The following is a 16918-nucleotide window of genomic DNA, read 5'->3' on the forward strand; positions in this document are numbered from 1 at the left end:
CTCGCGGGGGGCGCTCATCGGGCCGACGACCCTCGCGAACCTCGTCGCGAGCTGCGGGCCGCTGCCCGCCCCGTGGCCGCGAGAGATCCGGGAGGGTTTCGTGGGGTTCCTCGCGAGCGGGCCCGGCATCGTCGACGTGTGGGAGGGCCTCGATCTGAGCGGCATCGTCGACGTCTGGCTGCCCGAGTGGTCGACGGTGCGTTCGCGCCCGCAACGAAACGCGATCCACCAGTTCACCGTCGACCGACACAGCATCGAGGCCGTCGTCATCGCGGCGGGCCTGCGCGAGCACGTGGCACGGCCCGACCTGCTCCTCGTCGCCGCGCTGCTGCACGACATCGGCAAGGTCGCAGGCGCGCGTGACCACAGCGCGGAGGGCGCACCCGTCACGCGCGCGATCTGCCAGCGCATGGGCTTCGATCGCGCCGACTGCGACCTCGTCGAACGTCTCGTGCGCGAACACCTCACGCTCGTCGATCTGGCGACGAAACGCGACCCCGACGACCCTGCGACCGTCAGGATGCTCTGCGAGGCGGCCGGCAGCGCCGAAGGCCTCGACCTGCTCGACGCGCTGACGGAGGCCGACGCGCGAGCAGCGGGACCACAGGCATGGACGACGTGGCGCGCCGGCCTCGTGCGCGACCTCGCCGCGCGAGCACGCAGGCGTTTCGCGTCGGGGGAGACGGTCGCAGGCGTGCCCGCACCTGCCGCGACCTTCGAGGGTGCCTCGTCCCCCGACAGGTCATCGCCCGGGGCGACGGCCGAGCAGCGGCCGTCCGAGGACGTGGCGACCGGACGCGCCGTTTCTCTTCCTGCGGTCTCGCGACCCTCAAGTCGCGCCCCCGCGGCGTCAGCCCAGGCCCTGGGCGAGACCGATTCGGTCGCGGAAGGCGACGGGGTGCAGGCGCAGGTCGACGCTGGCAGCCCGTCGGGCATCGTGAGCGCGGACGAGCGGGGACGCGTCGCGGCGGGGGAGGTGGTCGTCGAGATCGAGCCGCTGGAGGGCGTGAGCGGCGTTGTGACCGTCCGCATCGTCGACGTCGACCGGCTCGGCCTCTTCGCCGACATGGCGGGCGTGCTCGGGCTGCGACGCACGTCCGTGCGGTCGGCGAACCTGCGGACGATCGACGGCCTCGCCGTCGACACGTGGGTCGTCGAGGTGCCGCACGGCGACGTGCCGCGCACGAGCGACCTGGCGCGGTCGCTGCGAACGTTGCGCGAGGGCGAGCGCCTGCCGCTGCGTGCCCTCGAGGCGGACGCGCGCCGTCGCGCCGCCGCGGGGCCGTCACGCGCGACGATGCCGCGGGCGTCCGCGTTCGTCGTCCCGGGTGCATCGCAGCACGCGACCGTCATCGAGGTGCGCGCCGCCGACCGTCTCGGATTGTTGTTCGACGTGGGGTCGGCATTCGCCGCCGAGCGGGTCTCCGTGCGCTCCGCGCACATCGCGACATATGCGGGACGCAGCGCCGACACCTTCTACGTCACGGACGAGCAGGGCTCGCCGCTGGCGCCACCGCACGCGGCGCGCGTCATTGGCGCCGTGCTCGACGCCGTCGGCACCGCCGGCTGACGCATCTCTTCGCTCGAACCGCTACCTCGAGGAACTCCGGCACCCGTCCCCATCGACGATCTGCATCCCCATCCGCGAATCCCGTCCCCCTCTGCGATTTTCGTCTACATCTGCATCTACGCCCATGTGGACGAGCATCGCAGATGGGGACAGTCGCCACGATGCGTCGTTCCTCGAGGGCATTCCCGCCGAGACCGAGCGTCGACATCGACGAACGCCGACGCGACGGGCTCGGCATCGGCGCCACTGCACGGTCGATCTGACGGGGCCGCATGGGAGCGGGTAATCTGGGCCGGTGTTCAATAGCCTCTCAGACCGCCTGACAGCGACCTTCGCCAACCTCAAGGGCAAGGGGCGTCTCACCGAGTCAGACATCAACGCGACCATCCGTGACATCCGGATGGCGTTGCTCGATGCCGACGTCGCGCTGCCCGTCGTCAAGCAGTTCACGCGGGGGGTGCGTGAGCGTGCGCTCGGTGCGGAGGTCAGCCAGGCGCTGAACCCCGGCCAGCAGGTCGTCAAGATCGTCAACGAGGAGCTCGTCGCGATCCTCGGCGGCCAGACGCGGTCGATCCAGTACGCGAAGACGGGCCCGACCGTCATCATGCTCGCCGGTCTGCAGGGTTCCGGTAAGACGACGTTCGCGGGCAAGCTCGCGCGTCGGCTGCGCGACGAGGGTCACTTCCCGGTGCTCGTCGCCGCCGACCTGCAGCGTCCGAACGCCGTGCGTCAGCTCGAGGTCGTCGGTGAGCGTGCGGGCGTGCCGGTGTTTGCGCCCGAGCGTGGCAACGAGGGTGGCCACGACGCGGTCTCGGAGACGGGCGAGGGCACACGCAGCCACGGCGACCCCGTCTGGGTTGCCCAGGCCGGTGTCGCACAGGCGAAGGTACGCCAGTACGACGTCGTCATTGTCGACACCGCGGGTCGTCTCGCTGTCGACGAGAACCTCATGCAGCAGGCCGCCGACATCCGTGAGGCGATCCAGCCGAACGAGGTGCTCTTCGTCATCGACGCGATGATCGGTCAGGCCGCCATCGAGACGGCGATCGCGTTCCAGGACGGCGTCGACTTCACGGGTGTCGTCCTGTCGAAGCTCGACGGTGACGCCCGCGGTGGTGCCGCCCTCTCGGTGGCCTCGGTGACGGGTCGCCCGATCATGTTCGCCTCGACGGGCGAGGGCGTGAAGGACATCGAGGTCTTCCACCCCGATCGCATGGCGAGCCGCATCCTCGACATGGGTGACGTGCTGACGCTCATCGAGCAGGCGGAGCGCGCGTTCGACAAGCGCCAGGCCGCCGAGATGGCGCGCAAGTTCATGGACGAGGAGGATTTCACGTTCGACGACTTCCTCCAGCAGATGTCGGCCATCAAGAAGATGGGCAACATCAAGGGCCTGCTCGGCATGATGCCGGGCATGGGTCAGATGCGTGACCAGCTCAACTCGCTCGACGAGCGCGAGTTCGACCGTGTCGAGGCCATCGTCCGCTCGATGACGCCGTTCGAACGCACGCACCCGAAGCAGATCAACGGTTCGCGACGCGCGCGCATCGCGCGAGGTTCGGGCGTCTCGGTCTCCGAGGTCAACCAGTTGCTGCAGCGTTTCGGCGAGGCGCAGAAGATGATGCGTCAGCTGAAGCGTGGCGGCGGCATGCCGGGCATGCCGGGCATGGGTGCGATGCCTGGTGGCGGCGGTGGCAAGAAGGCGAAGAGCCAGCCGAAGAAGAAGGGCAAGAGCGGCAACCCCGCCAAGCGTGCGCAGGAAGAGGCGGCCGCAGCGGCCAAGGCCGAAGCGGCGCGTGCGGCCGCGATGGAGAACGCCTTCGGCCAGATGAACGACGAGCCCGACTACTCGAACATGAAGCTGCCGAAGGGCTTCGAGAAGTTCCTCGGCCCGGGGGCGGACAAGGACTAACCGCGTCGGTCGTCCTTCGGCCCGGAGGAGTTGTGCAGGTTCGTGCGACCGGTATCGCGAACATGCACGACCTCTCGGGCGATCAGCGCCGACGTCGCGCGATAGTGTCGGTTCATGAATGACGATGTGCTTCACCTCACCGGCTGCATCCTGGCCGGGCCTGACGATGAGGTGGGGGAGGCCTGGGTCGTCGACGGACGCATCACCTACGCGCGTCCCGAGACGAACCTCGACGACGCCGTCGAGCTCGACGGCTGGTTCCTGCCGGGGCTCGTCGACGCGCACTGCCACGTCGGGCTCGAGTCGCATGGGGGAGTGCCGCCCGAACGCGCCGAAGAGCATGCCCTCGCCGACCGCGCGGCCGGCGCGCTCCTGCTGCGCGACTGCGGCTCACCCGTCGACACGCACTGGATCGACGAACGTGACGACCTGCCCCGCATCGTCCGCGCCGGCCGCCACATCGCCCGCACCAAGCGCTACATCCGCAACTACGCCCACGAGATCGAGCCCGAAGATCTCGTCGCGTACGTGCGCCAGGAGGCGCGCCGCGGTGACGGCTGGGTCAAGCTCGTCGGCGACTGGATCGATCGCGACGCCGGCGACCTCACCCCGTGCTGGCCCGCAGAGGCACTGAAACCCGCCATCGACGCCGCCCACGCCGAGGGCGCGCGCGTCACCGCGCACTGCTTCGGCGAGCAGTCATTGTTCGACTTCGCGGACGCCGGCGTCGACTGCATCGAGCACGCGAGCGGCCTCACCGAGGAATCCATCGCACTGTTCGCCGAGCGCGACGTCGCGATCGTCCCGACCCTCGTCAACCTCGACAACTTCCCGACGTTCGCCGCTGCCGGCGAGGCCAAGTTTCCCGCCTACGCTGCGCACATGCGCGACCTGCACGCCCGCCGGTACACCACGATCGGCGCGGCCCGCGACGCCGGCATCCGCATCTACGCCGGCACCGACGCGGGCGGTCAACTGCCGCACGGCCTCATCGCGAGCGAGGTCGCCGAGATGACGAACGCCGGGATGAGCAACAGCGAAGCACTCGCGACGGCGACGTGGGGCGCGCGCGAATGGCTCGGCCACGAACGCCTGACGGAGGGTGCGCCGGCCGACATCGTGATGCTCGACGCTGACCCGCGCGACGACGTGCGCGTCCTCGCCGCGCCGCGCCACGTCGTCCTGCGCGGACGCATCGTCGAGTGAGGCCAAACGTATGAGCAGCGCCGAATTCCTCCACGCCGACGGCGAACGTGTCAGCGTCAGCGTTGCCCGGCGAGCCGACATCGAGCCCTACCGACGCGCGATGACGCGCTCCGCGGCACGCATCGGCTCGTGGAACCCCGTCAATCCGGGCGATCTCGTCCACCACCTCGCGGCGCAATCCGAGAAGCACCGCACCTTCCTCATCCGCGCCCATGACGACGTGCGCGCCCCGCACGACACGGCCGGTCTCGTCGGCTGCGTCAACGTGTCGAACGTCGTGCAGGGGCGGTTCATGAGCGCGACGATGGGGTACAACGCATTCGACCCGTACGTCGGGCGGGGGCTGTTCCGCGAAGGTCTCGCGCTCGTCGTCGACATCGCTCTGCGCCCCACCCCGTCGGGCATGGGCCTGCACCGCGTCGAGGCGAACGTGCGCACGACCAACGCGACGTCGGCGGGCGTCCTGCGGTCGCTCGGTTTCAGACGCGAACGCACCGTCCGCCGCATGTTGTGGCTCGCCGACGGCCCGTCGGGCGCCAACGCCTGGCGCGATCACGACTCCTACGCGATCACCCGCGAAGAATGGCCGGCACGCGCCTACGCCGAGCATGACTCTCCGGCCGGCGTCATCGTCCTCGACGACGCGATCAGTGAACTGGTCGCCGTTGCGCTGGCGCGTGAGCTGACGGCGGTGGCCCTGTTCGGACTGCCTTACGCGGCGGCCCTCGACGTCGCTGCGTACGCCGGTGCGCCGATCGTGTGGTGCGCGGGTTCCTCAGCTGAGCGCGCCCTCGTCGATCTGACGGCTCGCGGCGTGCGCGCCGCGCGGCCCGATGACGTCACTGCCGCGCAACTGCGGAAACTCAACGACAGTCCCCACGATGCGCGAGCCTTCGTCCAGCAGGCGCTGAACTTGCGTCCGCGTCTCAGCTGACCACCGCTTCGAGCGTTCCCCGCCGAACCACACCGGACGTCGAGCCACGCTGAGGTCGCGCCACACCGAGCATGCTGCCGGGCCCTCACCACGCGTGTGGTGAGGGCCCGGCAGCATGCTCGGTCAGCGCGTCACTTGACGGTGACGTTCACCGAGTCCGAAGCGAACTGCGAGCCGTTCTCGAGGAACTTGATCGAGTAGGTGCCCGACTGCTCCATCGGTACCTTGACGGTCAGCGTGACAGCCTGGCCGTCAGCGTTCGAGGTGCCCTTGGAGTCGAGCGTGCCCTTCTTCGACTGTGAACCGTTCGAGATCTCATAGCTGTACTTCGCGCTGGACTTGAACTGCACGGCTGTCGTGAAGTAGACCCGCTGGCCCTTGTACGAGGCGTCAATGCTGCTCGCGTCCTCCTTGCAGAACTGAGCCGACGACACGTAAGCCAGGTTCTTGCTGAGGCACGAACGCGTCTCGTGGCTCGAGGCGAAGCCGATGATGTCGCTCTTCGTCACCTTTGCAGAACTGGCTGCCTGCGAGCTGGGCGACGAAGACGAGTCGGGACTGCTGCACGATCTGGTGACAGTTGGGGTCCCAGGCCGCGGTAGCGGTCTGGGTGGTCATGATGGTCTCGTACTCGATGGGGGTCAATCGTCCCAGTCGGGCTTGGCGGCGGCGTCGATGGTAGGTCCGTTCGATCCAGGTGACGATGGCGGTCCGTAGCTGCTCGCGGGTGGCCCAGGGGCGGCGGTTCAGGACGTTCTTCTGCAGCAGTGCCCAGAAGCTCTCGATGGCCGCGTTGTCGGCACAGGTCGCGACGCGGCCCATGCTCCCGCGCAGCCCGTTGCGGTGCAGGGCGGCCACGAACTTCCTTGATCTGAACTGCGATCCACGGTCAGCGTGGACGATGCACCCGGTCACGGTCATGCCCTGCGCGGCGCGGGCGGCGACCGCGTTGTCCAAGGCGTTCACGGCCAGACGCGACTTCATCCGCGAGTCGATGGAGTAGCCCACGATCCGTCCCGACCAGGCGTCCTTCATCGCGCACATGTACACCTTCCCCTCAGCGGTCTTGTGCTCGGTGATGTCGGTGAACCACACCTGGTTCGGGCCTGTCGCCAAGGTGGTGAACTCGCGGTTGACGAGGTCGTCGTGCACCGACGGTCCCGGACGGCGGGCCTTGGACCTGCGGGGCTTGCCGAAGGAGCTCCACCAGGCGTTGTCCGAGCAGATCGCCCACGCTGTCCGGGCCGACATGGGCTGCCCGCCGTGGTGACGGGCCTCGTCGGCCAGGTAGCGGTACCCGAACTCGGGGTCGTCACGGTGGGCGTCGAACAACGCGTTCGCCCGGTACGCCTGCGCGTACTCGGCGTCGGTGACGGGCTTGGTGAGCCACCGGTAGTAGGGCTGGCGAGCGATCTTCAAGACCCGGCACGTGACCGCGACAGGGATGCCGTCGGCGGCGAGCTCGCTCACGAGCGGGTACAACCTTTTCCCGGCAGGTTCGCCTGGGACAGGTACGCCGCCGCGCGGCGCAGGACCTCGTTCTCCTGCTCCAGCAACCGGATCCGCCGGCGGGCCTCGGCCAGCTCGGCCAGGTCGCTGCCCGACACCGGTATCGGGGGCCGGGTGCCGTCGTCGATATCGGCTTTGCGCATCCACGTCGACAACGTCATCGGGTGGATCCCGAAGTCCTTCGCGACCTGCTCGAGCGTCACCCCCGGCTCACGGTTACGGGCCACGCGCACAACGTCGTCGCGAAACTCCTGCGGATAGGGCTGAGGCATGAGTGCATCCTTCCAGGCCACCCTGGCGGGCAAGCCACGTCAGATGTCACCTATCCGTGCAGCAGTCCCGTCGGTCGATGCTGACGAGCTCGTCTCCGAGGTCGCGGGCGACGACTCGGGCGACGATTCAGCGGCGCTCGACGTCTCGGGCGCAGCCGACGTGGCCTGCGACTGGGCGGCCGTGGGGCTCGACGACATGGGGTTGCTCGGCATAGCGGCGCCCGACGATGAGCTGCCGCCGCTCTCGACGGTGCTGCATCCTGCAAGCGTGAGCGAGGCCAGTGCGAGCGTCGGGACGATGGTTCGGCTGATCTTCATGGCTTCCTCCTGGTTGTCGGTGTCATCATTCTGATGCGTTGGACCCGGATCCGGTTCCATCTCGGAGCAAAGAATTCATGAAGCCTCGATAGATCCTGAATGCGGCCTGGTCTCAGCCGTTCACGACGACCCGGAAGTCGCGCCGCACGAGCAGCTTCTCGCCCTTGTAGACCTCGCAGCGGGCGTCATCGCTGCCCGCGACGGTGATGCTCGCCGTCACCACCCCGAGGTTCTTGTCGACGCGCCCTGCCTCGAACGGGAAGTCGAACACCCGCGTGCCCTTGCGGATCCGGACGCGCAGTGGCGACCCCTTCGCCCCCGCGACGACGGCGGAGCACTGCAGGCCCTTGCCGCGCTCGAGCTGGATCACATCAGAGGTCTCGGCGCACGAGAGCGATTTCTTCTTGTGCCCCGGGGTGTCCTTGATCTGGGTGCACATGCGCACCTGGCTGGCGCCGTCGGCGCCCTGTGGGCCCTTGACCTTGACGGAGCCGCTCACCGGCTTGGCGCCGTCGACGGTGAACTCGCACGCGTAGATGCTGGCGGGCATGGCGGGCGGAGCGACGCCGATGTCGCCGCTCAGTGCGACCTCGCCGTCCGAACCGGGCTTGCCGACGTCGCCGGTCTGCTACGTCAGCTCCTCGCCGTCCTTGAGCACACGCATCTTCACCTTGCGTCCCGGTTTGACCGTGGTCGCGCAGGCGAGGTCGCCCCCCTCGTGATCGGCGTCAGTCGACGCTGATCTCGCCCATCTCGTCCCAGCCGTCGCCCTCGACCTGACGCGAGACGATCTTGGGCGTGGCCGTGAGCCATTCAGCCGTCGACGACGTGAAGGCCTTGAAGTGGTCCGAGGAGACGTGCGCCACGGCCGCGTCGTCCTGGAACGCCTCGACGAGCACGAACTCGTTCGGCTTCTCGACGCTGCGGCTCCACTCGAACCACAGGTTGCCCGCCTCGGCGCGCGTGGCCGCGGTGAAGTCGGCGACGTGGTCCATCCACCCGTCGACCTTGTCGGGGCGGACGTCGAACTTGACAACGATGAAGATCATGGTGAGTACCTCTCGAGTGCGCCCGCTGGACGTGACGATGACGTGCCGTGCACCTGCGCGACGCCACGTCATCTTTCTATCACCTCATACCGACAACGCCCCCGGGCGACGGCTCGACGCGCTCACGCGCACGCAGATCGCTCGCCGTACCCGTCTGCGTCACACGGCCGAGCTCAGGCGACCTCGTCGACCTTCTCCGACTGACGAAGGTCGTCGGAGTCGATGCTGCGCGGCATGCGCAGCCCCTCGTCGAGCAGGAAGCGGACGTAGGCGTAGTTGGAGAAGAATCCGGGCAGCTCGTCGGTGAGCGCGCTGCGTTCGAGCACCTCGCGGGCCTCGTCGAGGCGCTCGGACTCGTCGGCGTCGGCGGTGCGCTTGAGCTTGGTCATCTCCTCGTCGATGACGCGCCCGAGCAGCTCCCGCGTCACCTGCGGGCCCTCGGCGAGCTGCGTCGAGTGGTGCAGCCACTGCCATAGCTGGGCGCGGCAGATCTCGACGGTCGCCGCATCCTCCATGAAGTTGCCGATGGCGACGGCGCCCTTGCCGTCGATCCACGCCGCGAGGTACTGCAGCGCGACGCTGACGTTGTGGCGCACGCCCTGCAGGCTCGTCGTCTGCATCGTGCCCTCGAGGCTGACGAGGGCCGCCGCGTCGAAGCGCTGCGGGCGCTTGACGTCGATCTGGTCGAGCTTGTTGCCGAGGACGTGGGTGAAGGCGGACAGCACCGTGTCGACCATCGCGGGGTGGGCGACCCACGAACCGTCGAAACCCTCCTCGGCCTCGCGCTCCTTCTCGGTGTGGACGACGTTGAGGACGCGGTGACGCATGTCGTCGTCCTGCAGCGTCGGGTTGTTCGCGGCGGGCGCGGCGATCGCGTGCGTGCCGCGCTTGTGCGCCGTCGCGACCAGCAGTTCGGTGAACTCGCGCATGAACGGCGTCGTCATCGTGATGCGCTCGCGGTCGGGCAGGACGTACTCGTCGCCGCGGTGGGCGAAGGTACGCACGTAGCTGAAGATGTAGTCCCAGCGGCCCGCGTTGAGACCGGCGGCATGCTCGCGCAGTTCGTAGAGGATCTCCTCCATCGCGAACGCGGCGGGCAGCGTCTCGATGAGGATGCTCGCACGGATCGTGCCGCGCTCGATGCCGAGGGCGTCCTGAGCCTCGGCGAAGACGTCGTTCCACAGGCGCGCCTCGGCCGCCGACTCGATCTTCGGCAGGTAGAAGTACGGGCCGAACCCGGCGTCGATGAGAGTCTGCGCGTTGTGGAAGAAGAACAGGCCGAAGTCGACGAGCGTCGCCGAGATCGGGCGGCCGTCGACCGTCAGGTGCTTCTCGCACAGGTGCCAGGCGCGCGGGCGCATGATGAGCGTTGGACGCTTGCGCTCCGGGTGCGCGCGGTACTCGCGCACCGCGTCGGCGAGCACGATCTGGCCCTCGATCATGTTGAACCACGTCGGTGACGTCGCGTCCTCGAGGTCCGCGAGCCACGTCGAGGCGTTCGACTCCATCGCGTGCTGCGTCATCGAGCGCGTGACGGGGGAGACGAGCTCGACGCGGCGATCGAGCAGCCCCGGCGCGGCGGGCGCGACCTGCCACGACGCGTCGTCACGCACGGACTGCGTCGCGGGGTCGAAGTCGAGGTCAGTGCCCGTGTTGATGCGGCGTGACAGGTCGCGACGCTGAGCGAGTAGTTCGGCGCGACGCCCGGCGAACGCTCCGTCGAGCCGGCCGAGGAAGGCGAGGGCGCCGGGCGTCAGGATCTCCTCGAACCGAGGGTGCAGCTGACCGCGGACGGTGGGGGAAGAGCTCATGAGCCCTCCTTCGGGTGCGCTGTGGGCGTCGTCGGGGCGACGGCTGGGCTGGGCTTGGACTCCATCATGACCGATCGCGACGCCCGGGCGGGCGGCGCTCGCGACGCGGACACGGCCGCGGCACGCATGGTCGCGGGATCGGGCGATCAGGGTGCGCGGCGCGACGGGGGTAGGGGTGAGCCCCCACCCCCACGCGATCGGAGCCAGGTGATCGCGCGGGGGTGGGGGCCGGTTCAGTGGCGGGAGCAGCTCAGAACTGAGCGCTCTCCGTCGACTCCTTCAGCGCGGTCGTCGACGACTCGGGGTTGAGCGTCGTGGCGACCAGGTCGAAGTAGCCCGTGCCGACCTCGCGCTGGTGACGCGTGGCCGTGTAGCCGCGGCTCTCGGAGGCGAACTCGCGCTCCTGCAGCTCGACGTACGCCTTCATCTGCTCGCGGGCGTAGCCGTGGGCCAGGTCGAACATCGAGTAGTTGAGAGCGTGGAAGCCGGCGAGGGTGATGAACTGGAACTTGAAGCCCATCGCGCCCAGCTCGCGCTGGAACTTGGCGATCGTGTCGTCGTCGAGGTGCTTCTTCCAGTTGAACGACGGCGAGCAGTTGTACGCCAGCATCTGGTCGGGGAACTCGGCCTTGACGGACTCGGCGAACTTCTTCGCGAGCTCGAGGTCGGGCGTGCCCGTCTCCATCCAGATGAGGTCGGCGTAGGGCGCGTAGGCCTTCGCACGCTCGATGCAGGGCTCGATGCCGTTCTTGACCTTGTAGAAGCCCTCGTTCGTGCGCTCGCCGGTGAGGAACTGCTGGTCGCGCTCGTCGACGTCGGACGTGATGAGCGTCGCGGCCTCGGCGTCCGTACGGGCGATGACGACGGTCGGCGTGTTCGACACGTCGGTGGCGAGGCGGGCGGCGTTCAGCGTACGAACGTGCTGCTTCGTCGGGATGAGCACCTTGCCACCGAGGTGGCCGCACTTCTTCTCGGAGGCCAGCTGGTCCTCCCAGTGCACGCCGGCGGCGCCGGCGGCGATCATCGACTTCATGAGCTCGTACGCGTTGAGCGGGCCACCGAAGCCGGCCTCGGCGTCGGCGACGATCGGCACGAGCCACTCATCGACGCTCTTGATGCCCTCGGAGAACTCGATCTGGTCGGCGCGCATCAGGGCGTTGTTGATGCGGCGGACGACCTGCGGCACCGAGTTGGCCGGGTAGAGCGACTGGTCCGGGTACGTCTGGGCGGCGAGGTTCGCGTCACCGGCGACCTGCCAACCGGACAGGTAGATGGCCTTGAGGCCGGCCTTGACCTGCTGGACGGCCTGGTTGCCCGTCAGCGCGCCGAGGGCGTTGACGAAGTCCTCGGTGTGCAGCTTCTCCCAGAGGTTCTCGGCGCCGTGCTTGGCGAGGGTGAACTCCTCCTGGATGCTGCCCTGGAGACGGACGACGTCCTCAGCGCTGTAGTCACGCTTGACGTTCTTCCAGCGCTCGTTGGTGTCCCAGTCCTTCTGGATCTCGGCGGCGCGTGCCTGGATGTTCTCGCCAGTCATGGCTCCTGGTCCTTTCCTCGGTGAAGCCTCAGCCGGGTGGCGGTGGGGCTCGATGTGTCCACTCTGGCCGATCGAACTGGCAAGTAACAAGAGTTTTCCGATAAAGATCTGCGATTATTGACACATCGACAGGTTTTTCGGGGTCTTTGGCCCCGAGTGAGCACGAGGTGACGCATGGCGCGGGCGAAGGTGAACGGTATGAGCGACACGAGCGCACCGCGCGAGGGGCGGCTGTCGCGCCCCCACGTCTCCACCGAGACGGCCACCCGACCCGAGCGCGCCGCACCCGACGCCCTGACGATCGGACGCCGCCTGCGTCACGTACGTCAGGGCGCCGAGCGGACGCTCGGAGACGTCGCGGCCGCCGTCGGCATGAGCCCGTCGGCGCTCTCGCTCATCGAGAACGGCAAGCGCGAGCCGCGACTATCGGTGCTGACGTCGCTGGCCGAGGTGCTCGACGTCCCCCTCGCCGACCTGCTCGCGACCGCGCCGCCGTCACGGCGTGCCGCGCTGGAGATCCGACTCGAACGCGCGCAGCGCGCCGAGCAGTACTCGGCGCTCGGGCTGCCGACGGTTCGGGTCGGGCCGCGATTGCCGACGGAGGCGCTCGAGGCGCTCGTCGGGATGCACGAGGCGCTCGCGTCGATGCAGAGCGAGCGCGCCGCGACGCCCGAGCACGCCCGGCGTGCGAACGCCGAACTCCGCACGCGCATGCGGGAGGCCGACAACTACTTCGGTGACATCGAGCAGGCAGCCGCCGACCTGCTCGCCGGCGTCGGGCATGCGGGCGGGCCGGTCTCGCGCACCTCCGTCGATCGGATGGCGGAGCACCTCGGGTTCTCGCTCGTGCACACCTCGGATCTGCCGAACTCGACGCGCACCGTCAGCGATCTGGCCAATCGCCGGATCTACCTGCCGCAGCCGGAGGCGGGCCAGCACGACGCGCGTTCGCTCGCGCTGCAGGCGCTCGGGCACCTCGTCCTCGGCCACGAGGTGCCGGCCGACTACGCCGAGTTCCTCTCCCAGCGCGTCGAGATCAACTACTTCGCGGCGGCCGTCCTCATGCCGGAGAAGGAGCTGGGGGCGCGGCTGCTCGAGGCCAAGGCGGCCAAGGACATCTCTATCGAGGACCTGCGCGACGCGTACGGCGTCTCCTACGAGACGGCCGCGCACCGGTTCACGAACCTCGCGACGAAGGTGCTCGACATCCCCGTCCACTTCATGCGCATCAGCGCCGACGGCGTCATCTACAAGGCGTACGAGAACGACGGCATCGTCTTCCCGGCGGACGCGACAGGCGCCATCGAGGGCCAGCGGGTGTGCAAGCACTGGACGGCGCGTGTCGTGTTCGACCAGCCCGATCTGTCGCGCTCGTACCAGCAATACACGGACACGCGCTCGGGCACGTACTGGTGCTCGGCGTCCGTCGATCGCACCTCGTCGGGCTTGTTCAGCGTCAACGTCGGCACTCCGTACCAGCACGTCAAGTGGTTCCGCGGGCGCGAGACGACGTCGCGCTCGCAGTCGCGATGCCCCGACCCGTCGTGCTGCACACAGCCGCCGGGGGAGCTGACGGCGCGCTGGGGCGGGCACGCCTGGCCGAGTGCTCGCGTGCATTCGCACCTGCTCGCCGCGATGCCGCCCGGCACGTTTCCGGGCGTCGACGACACCGAGGTGTACCAGTTCCTCGAACGCCACGCGCGCGAGAGCTGACGTCCCTTCCTGATGTCGCCCGGGTTCTCGGGCGCCCGCGCCCGAGAACCCGGGCGACATCACGAGGGAACGCGGCGATTGGGCGTAGCTGGCGCCCTCTGGCAGAATGGCGGGGTACCCGTGTGTCTGCCACCGCAGATGCGCGCCTACCCCGAGTCACGGTTCCCCGCGAGGTTCGGTGTGCGTCCGTACAACGCTCGCCGTCACACCCCCTTCGGTCTTGCCGTGGTTCACACGAACAGAAAGTGAGACCGCCACCATGGCAGTCAAGATTCGCCTCAAGCGCCTCGGCAAGATCCGTCAGCCCCAGTACCGCGTCGTCGTCATGGACAGCCGGACGAAGCGTGACGGCCGCGCGATCGAGGAGATCGGCAAGTACCACCCCAAGGAGGAGCCGAGCCTCATCGAGATCGACTCCGAGCGTGCGCAGTACTGGCTCTCCGTCGGCGCGCAGCCGACCGAGCAGGTCGCCGCGCTGCTCAAGATCACGGGTGACTGGCAGAAGTTCAAGGGCGAGCCGGGTGCCGAGGGCACGCTGAAGAAGGCCGAGCCGAAGGCCGACAAGAAGGCCCTCTACGAGGCCGCTCTCAAGGCTGCGCAGAACGCGACGGACTCCTCGAAGGGCGGCGCCACCACGGCCAAGAAGAAGGCTGACGCCCCCAAGGCCGAGGCGCCCGCCGCCGAGGCCCCCGCCGCTGACGCTCCGGCTGCCGAGGCCGAGAAGACCGAAGAGGCCTGATCCTCGTGCTCGAAGAAGCACTGGAGCACCTCGTCAAGGGCATCGTCGACCACGACGGCGACGTCGTCGTGCGTCACAAGGACGGGCGCCGCGGCGAACTCCTCGAGGTTCGCGTGCACCCCGACGACCTGGGGCGCGTCATCGGCCGCTCCGGTCGCACCGCCTCCGCCCTTCGCACCGTGGTCTCCGCGCTGGCCGGCGGTCGCCCGGTTCGTGTCGACATCGTCGACACCGACCGCGCCCGCTGAGCTGTCGCACCGACGAAACCGCCTCCGCCGTCACGGTGGGGGCGGTTTCGTATTGCCGGATGCGTCGGCCGGGCGAGCGGCCGGGGTGTGGTCGCGCCGCGAAGGGCTTGGGCGCGTCGGGCCGGTGGCGGACCTGCGGGGTGCGCCCGCGACACGGGCGCCAGGGCTGTGCTGGTGCGATGCGACAATAGGCGGCATGGATGACGTCGTCGTGGCACGGATCGGCAAGGCTCACGGGTTGAAGGGCGAGGTGACCGTGCAGCTGCACACGGATTCGCCGGAGCAGCGGTTCGTGCCCGGCGAAACGTTCGAGACGGAACCGGCCTCACGCGGCCCGCTGACCCTGCGCTTGGCGCGCGTTCACAACGGCCTCCACCTGCTCGCCTTCGACGAGGCGCCCGATCGCACGGCCGCCGAAGGGTTGCGCGGCATCAAGCTGCTCGCCGAGGCCGACGACCTCGACGAGGACGACGCCTGGTACGAGGAGGACCTGCTCGGGTTCGACGTCGTCGTCGCCGGTGAGAAGGTCGGCGTCGTCAAGGCGCTCGAATCACGCGAGGTGCAGGATCTGCTCGTCGTCGACGGTGTCGAGGGCTACGACATCCTCGTGCCGTTCGTCGAGGAGATCGTGCCCGAGATCGACGAGGACGCGCGCGTCGTCGTCGTCACGCCCCCGCCGGGGCTGCTCGATCTCGCACGTCCCGATGCGCCCGACGCCCCCGACGACAGCGCCGCGCTCGAGGCCACCGATCCGGCGGAGGCGAACTGAACTCGTGCGCTGCGACATCATCTCGATCTTCCCTGAATACCTCGAACCGCTGAAGCTCAGCCTGCCCGGTCAGGCGCAGCGCAAGGGCCTGCTCGACGTGGCCGTGCACGACCTGCGCGACTTCGCGCACGACCGTCACCGCACCGTCGACGACACGCCCTACGGCGGTGGGGCCGGCATGGTGATGAAGCCGCAGCCGTGGTGGGAAGCGCTCGAGCATGTGCGCACCCTGGGCGACGGCACGCCGACGCTCATCGTCCCCGGCCCCGGTGGTGAGGTGTTGACGCAGCGGCTCGCGCGCGAACTCGCAGACGAGGACTGGCTGATCTTCGCGTGCGGCCGATACGAGGGTATCGACGAACGCGTCTACGAGGCTGCGGCCGACGTCATGCCGGTGCGCGTCATCTCCCTCGGTGACTACGTGCTCAACGGGGGAGAGGTCGCCGTCCTCGCGATGATCGAGGCCGCGGCCCGGCTGCTGCCGGGGTTCATGGGCAACGCAGAGTCGCTCGTCGAGGAGTCGCACGAGGACGGTCTGCTCGAGTACCCCGTCTACACGAAACCCGCGACCTGGCAGGGACGTGAGGTGCCGCCGGTGCTGCTCTCCGGCGATCACGGCAAGGTCGCCGCGTGGCGACACCAGCAGCGCCTCGAGCGGACGGCCGCGCGTCGTCCCGACCTGCTGCACGCCTCCTCGGCCCTGACGCCCGGTGGCGTCGACGATCGCTGGGGCGGTGCCCTGATCGCGAAGGCGACGCCCGCCGACGTCGGCGATCTGCTGACGTGCACGCACGCGTGCTGGCTGCGTGAGGGCATCCTCAACGACACGCTGACGATCCCCGCACAGCACGAGACGGTCGAATCGCTCACGGCGTCGCTCCATGAGTGGGACACGTACGTCCTGCGTCATGACGGCCGGTTCATCGGTTCGGTGCGGGGCAAGCTCGTCGACGACACCTGGCACATCGGCCGGCTCATGGTGGTGCCCGACCTGCACGGACGCGGCCTGGGGCGCGCGTTGCTGGAGTTCATCCAGGAGGTCGCCCCGAGCGACGCGACGCGGTTCGAGCTCTTCACCGGAACGGGCAGCGAGCACAACCTCAAGCTCTACACGAAGGCCGGGTTCCGCGGTGTCGTGCAGCCGAACGGCACGACGGTCGTGTTCACCAAGCGTCGCCGGGGGCGCTGAGCGTCGTACCGCGCCTCTCCATGTACCCACGTCCCTGCCTGCCCGGCGGGCAGGGGGGCATCTTTCGCCGGGGCGCCGGGGCTGCGGATTTCCTCATGGCAGCCGTTCCTGGCAGGATGAACCCTTGCGTCATGTCGCCATGAGT

The 16918-nt window shown here is 69.0% G+C and carries 15 protein-coding genes and 1 pseudogene; 10 read left to right on the forward strand and 6 right to left on the reverse strand.

Going from position 1 to position 16918, the window contains the following annotated elements; genetic code table 11:
• The 4 genes from HMPREF0321_RS05580 to HMPREF0321_RS14770 all read left to right on the forward strand — a co-directional run.
• The coding region (locus HMPREF0321_RS05580; RefSeq protein WP_139023561.1) for an ACT domain-containing protein at positions 1-1570 on the forward strand (1570 nt) is incomplete at its 5' end.
• Between the two features lie 295 nt (positions 1571-1865).
• The gene (ffh, locus tag HMPREF0321_RS05585; protein WP_006944856.1) at positions 1866-3482 is read left to right on the forward strand and encodes a signal recognition particle protein; all 1617 of its coding nucleotides are present in this window, start codon (positions 1866-1868) and stop codon (positions 3480-3482) included.
• A 114-nt stretch (positions 3483-3596) separates the two neighbouring features.
• Positions 3597-4688 carry an amidohydrolase family protein gene (locus tag HMPREF0321_RS05590; RefSeq protein ID WP_006944874.1) on the forward strand — a complete coding sequence of 364 codons (1092 nt, stop codon included), beginning with the start codon at positions 3597-3599 and terminating at the stop codon, positions 4686-4688.
• A 10-nt stretch (positions 4689-4698) separates the two neighbouring features.
• Positions 4699-5622: a GNAT family N-acetyltransferase gene (locus HMPREF0321_RS14770; protein WP_006944895.1), complete on the forward strand. Its 924-nt coding sequence runs from the start codon at positions 4699-4701 to the stop codon at positions 5620-5622.
• A gap of 131 nt (positions 5623-5753) precedes the next feature.
• Here HMPREF0321_RS14770 and HMPREF0321_RS05600 read toward each other — a convergent pair whose 3' ends face one another.
• Together HMPREF0321_RS05600 and HMPREF0321_RS15480 are read right to left on the reverse strand one after the other, a co-directional pair.
• Complete coding sequence (locus tag HMPREF0321_RS05600) at positions 5754-6056, reverse strand: hypothetical protein (RefSeq protein ID WP_040014551.1); 303 nt, start codon at positions 6054-6056, stop codon at positions 5754-5756.
• A gap of 157 nt (positions 6057-6213) precedes the next feature.
• A pseudogene (locus tag HMPREF0321_RS15480) lies at positions 6214-7403 on the reverse strand (IS3 family transposase); the annotation flags it as partial.
• Here HMPREF0321_RS15480 and HMPREF0321_RS05615 point away from each other — a divergent pair.
• The gene (locus tag HMPREF0321_RS05615; protein ID WP_040014552.1) at positions 7402-7755 is read left to right on the forward strand and encodes a hypothetical protein; all 354 of its coding nucleotides are present in this window, start codon (positions 7402-7404) and stop codon (positions 7753-7755) included. The pseudogene HMPREF0321_RS15480 and the gene HMPREF0321_RS05615 overlap by 2 nt on opposite strands.
• A 78-nt stretch (positions 7756-7833) precedes the next feature.
• Here HMPREF0321_RS05615 and HMPREF0321_RS05620 read toward each other — a convergent pair whose 3' ends face one another.
• The 4 genes from HMPREF0321_RS05620 to aceA all read right to left on the reverse strand — a co-directional run bounded on the left by HMPREF0321_RS05620 (position 7834) and on the right by aceA (position 12115).
• Positions 7834-8271, reverse strand: coding sequence for a hypothetical protein (locus tag HMPREF0321_RS05620; RefSeq protein WP_040014553.1), 438 nt, complete (start codon positions 8269-8271; stop codon positions 7834-7836).
• 178 nt (positions 8272-8449) lie between these two features.
• The gene (locus tag HMPREF0321_RS05630; protein ID WP_038568821.1) at positions 8450-8770 is read right to left on the reverse strand and encodes a putative quinol monooxygenase; all 321 of its coding nucleotides are present in this window, start codon (positions 8768-8770) and stop codon (positions 8450-8452) included.
• Between the two features lie 173 nt (positions 8771-8943).
• Positions 8944-10581, reverse strand: a complete 1638-nt coding sequence (gene aceB, locus HMPREF0321_RS05635) for a malate synthase A (RefSeq protein WP_006944899.1) — start codon at positions 10579-10581, stop codon at positions 8944-8946.
• A gap of 250 nt (positions 10582-10831) precedes the next feature.
• Positions 10832-12115, reverse strand: coding sequence for an isocitrate lyase (gene aceA / locus HMPREF0321_RS05640; RefSeq protein WP_006944896.1), 1284 nt, complete (start codon positions 12113-12115; stop codon positions 10832-10834).
• A gap of 198 nt (positions 12116-12313) precedes the next feature.
• Here aceA and HMPREF0321_RS05645 point away from each other — a divergent pair, with 198 nt between their 5' ends.
• The 5 genes from HMPREF0321_RS05645 (at position 12314) to trmD (ending at position 16773) form a co-directional block, all read left to right on the forward strand.
• Positions 12314-13828 (forward strand): helix-turn-helix domain-containing protein, encoded by a 1515-nt coding sequence (locus HMPREF0321_RS05645; RefSeq protein ID WP_050786492.1) that lies wholly within the window; start codon positions 12314-12316, stop codon positions 13826-13828.
• Positions 13829-14087: 259 nt separating this feature from the next.
• A complete protein-coding gene (rpsP, locus tag HMPREF0321_RS05650; RefSeq protein WP_006944878.1) occupies positions 14088-14567 on the forward strand; it encodes a 30S ribosomal protein S16 in 480 nt (159 codons plus the stop codon).
• A gap of 5 nt (positions 14568-14572) precedes the next feature.
• The gene (locus HMPREF0321_RS05655; protein ID WP_006944891.1) at positions 14573-14815 is read left to right on the forward strand and encodes an RNA-binding protein; all 243 of its coding nucleotides are present in this window, start codon (positions 14573-14575) and stop codon (positions 14813-14815) included.
• Between the two features lie 196 nt (positions 14816-15011).
• Positions 15012-15584 carry a ribosome maturation factor RimM gene (gene rimM / locus HMPREF0321_RS05660; protein WP_006944877.1) on the forward strand — a complete coding sequence of 191 codons (573 nt, stop codon included), beginning with the start codon at positions 15012-15014 and terminating at the stop codon, positions 15582-15584.
• Between the two features lie 4 nt (positions 15585-15588).
• Positions 15589-16773, forward strand: coding sequence for a tRNA (guanosine(37)-N1)-methyltransferase TrmD (trmD, locus tag HMPREF0321_RS05665; protein WP_006944894.1), 1185 nt, complete (start codon positions 15589-15591; stop codon positions 16771-16773).
• The last annotated feature ends 145 nt before the right edge of the window (positions 16774-16918 follow it).

The sequence above is a fragment of the Dermacoccus sp. Ellin185 genome (assembly GCF_000152185.1).
Taxonomy (GTDB): Bacteria; Actinomycetota; Actinomycetes; order Actinomycetales; family Dermatophilaceae; genus Dermacoccus; species Dermacoccus nishinomiyaensis.

What these genes read in the sequence shown, in the direction of transcription:
- HMPREF0321_RS05590 (WP_006944874.1), top strand. Translation starts at nt 3,597, where the DNA reads ATGAATGACGATGTGCTTCACCTCACCGGCTGCATCCTGGCCGGGCCT.
- HMPREF0321_RS14770 (WP_006944895.1), top strand. Translation starts at nt 4,699, where the DNA reads ATGAGCAGCGCCGAATTCCTCCACGCCGACGGCGAACGTGTCAGCGTC.
- HMPREF0321_RS05615 (WP_040014552.1), top strand. Translation starts at nt 7,402, where the DNA reads ATGAGTGCATCCTTCCAGGCCACCCTGGCGGGCAAGCCACGTCAGATG.
- HMPREF0321_RS05620 (WP_040014553.1), bottom strand. Translation starts at nt 8,271, where the DNA reads ATGCCCGCCAGCATCTACGCGTGCGAGTTCACCGTCGACGGCGCCAAG.
- HMPREF0321_RS05630 (WP_038568821.1), bottom strand. Translation starts at nt 8,770, where the DNA reads ATGATCTTCATCGTTGTCAAGTTCGACGTCCGCCCCGACAAGGTCGAC.
- aceB (WP_006944899.1), bottom strand. Translation starts at nt 10,581, where the DNA reads ATGAGCTCTTCCCCCACCGTCCGCGGTCAGCTGCACCCTCGGTTCGAG.
- aceA (WP_006944896.1), bottom strand. Translation starts at nt 12,115, where the DNA reads ATGACTGGCGAGAACATCCAGGCACGCGCCGCCGAGATCCAGAAGGAC.
- HMPREF0321_RS05645 (WP_050786492.1), top strand. Translation starts at nt 12,314, where the DNA reads ATGAGCGACACGAGCGCACCGCGCGAGGGGCGGCTGTCGCGCCCCCAC.
- rpsP (WP_006944878.1), top strand. Translation starts at nt 14,088, where the DNA reads ATGGCAGTCAAGATTCGCCTCAAGCGCCTCGGCAAGATCCGTCAGCCC.
- rimM (WP_006944877.1), top strand. Translation starts at nt 15,012, where the DNA reads ATGGATGACGTCGTCGTGGCACGGATCGGCAAGGCTCACGGGTTGAAG.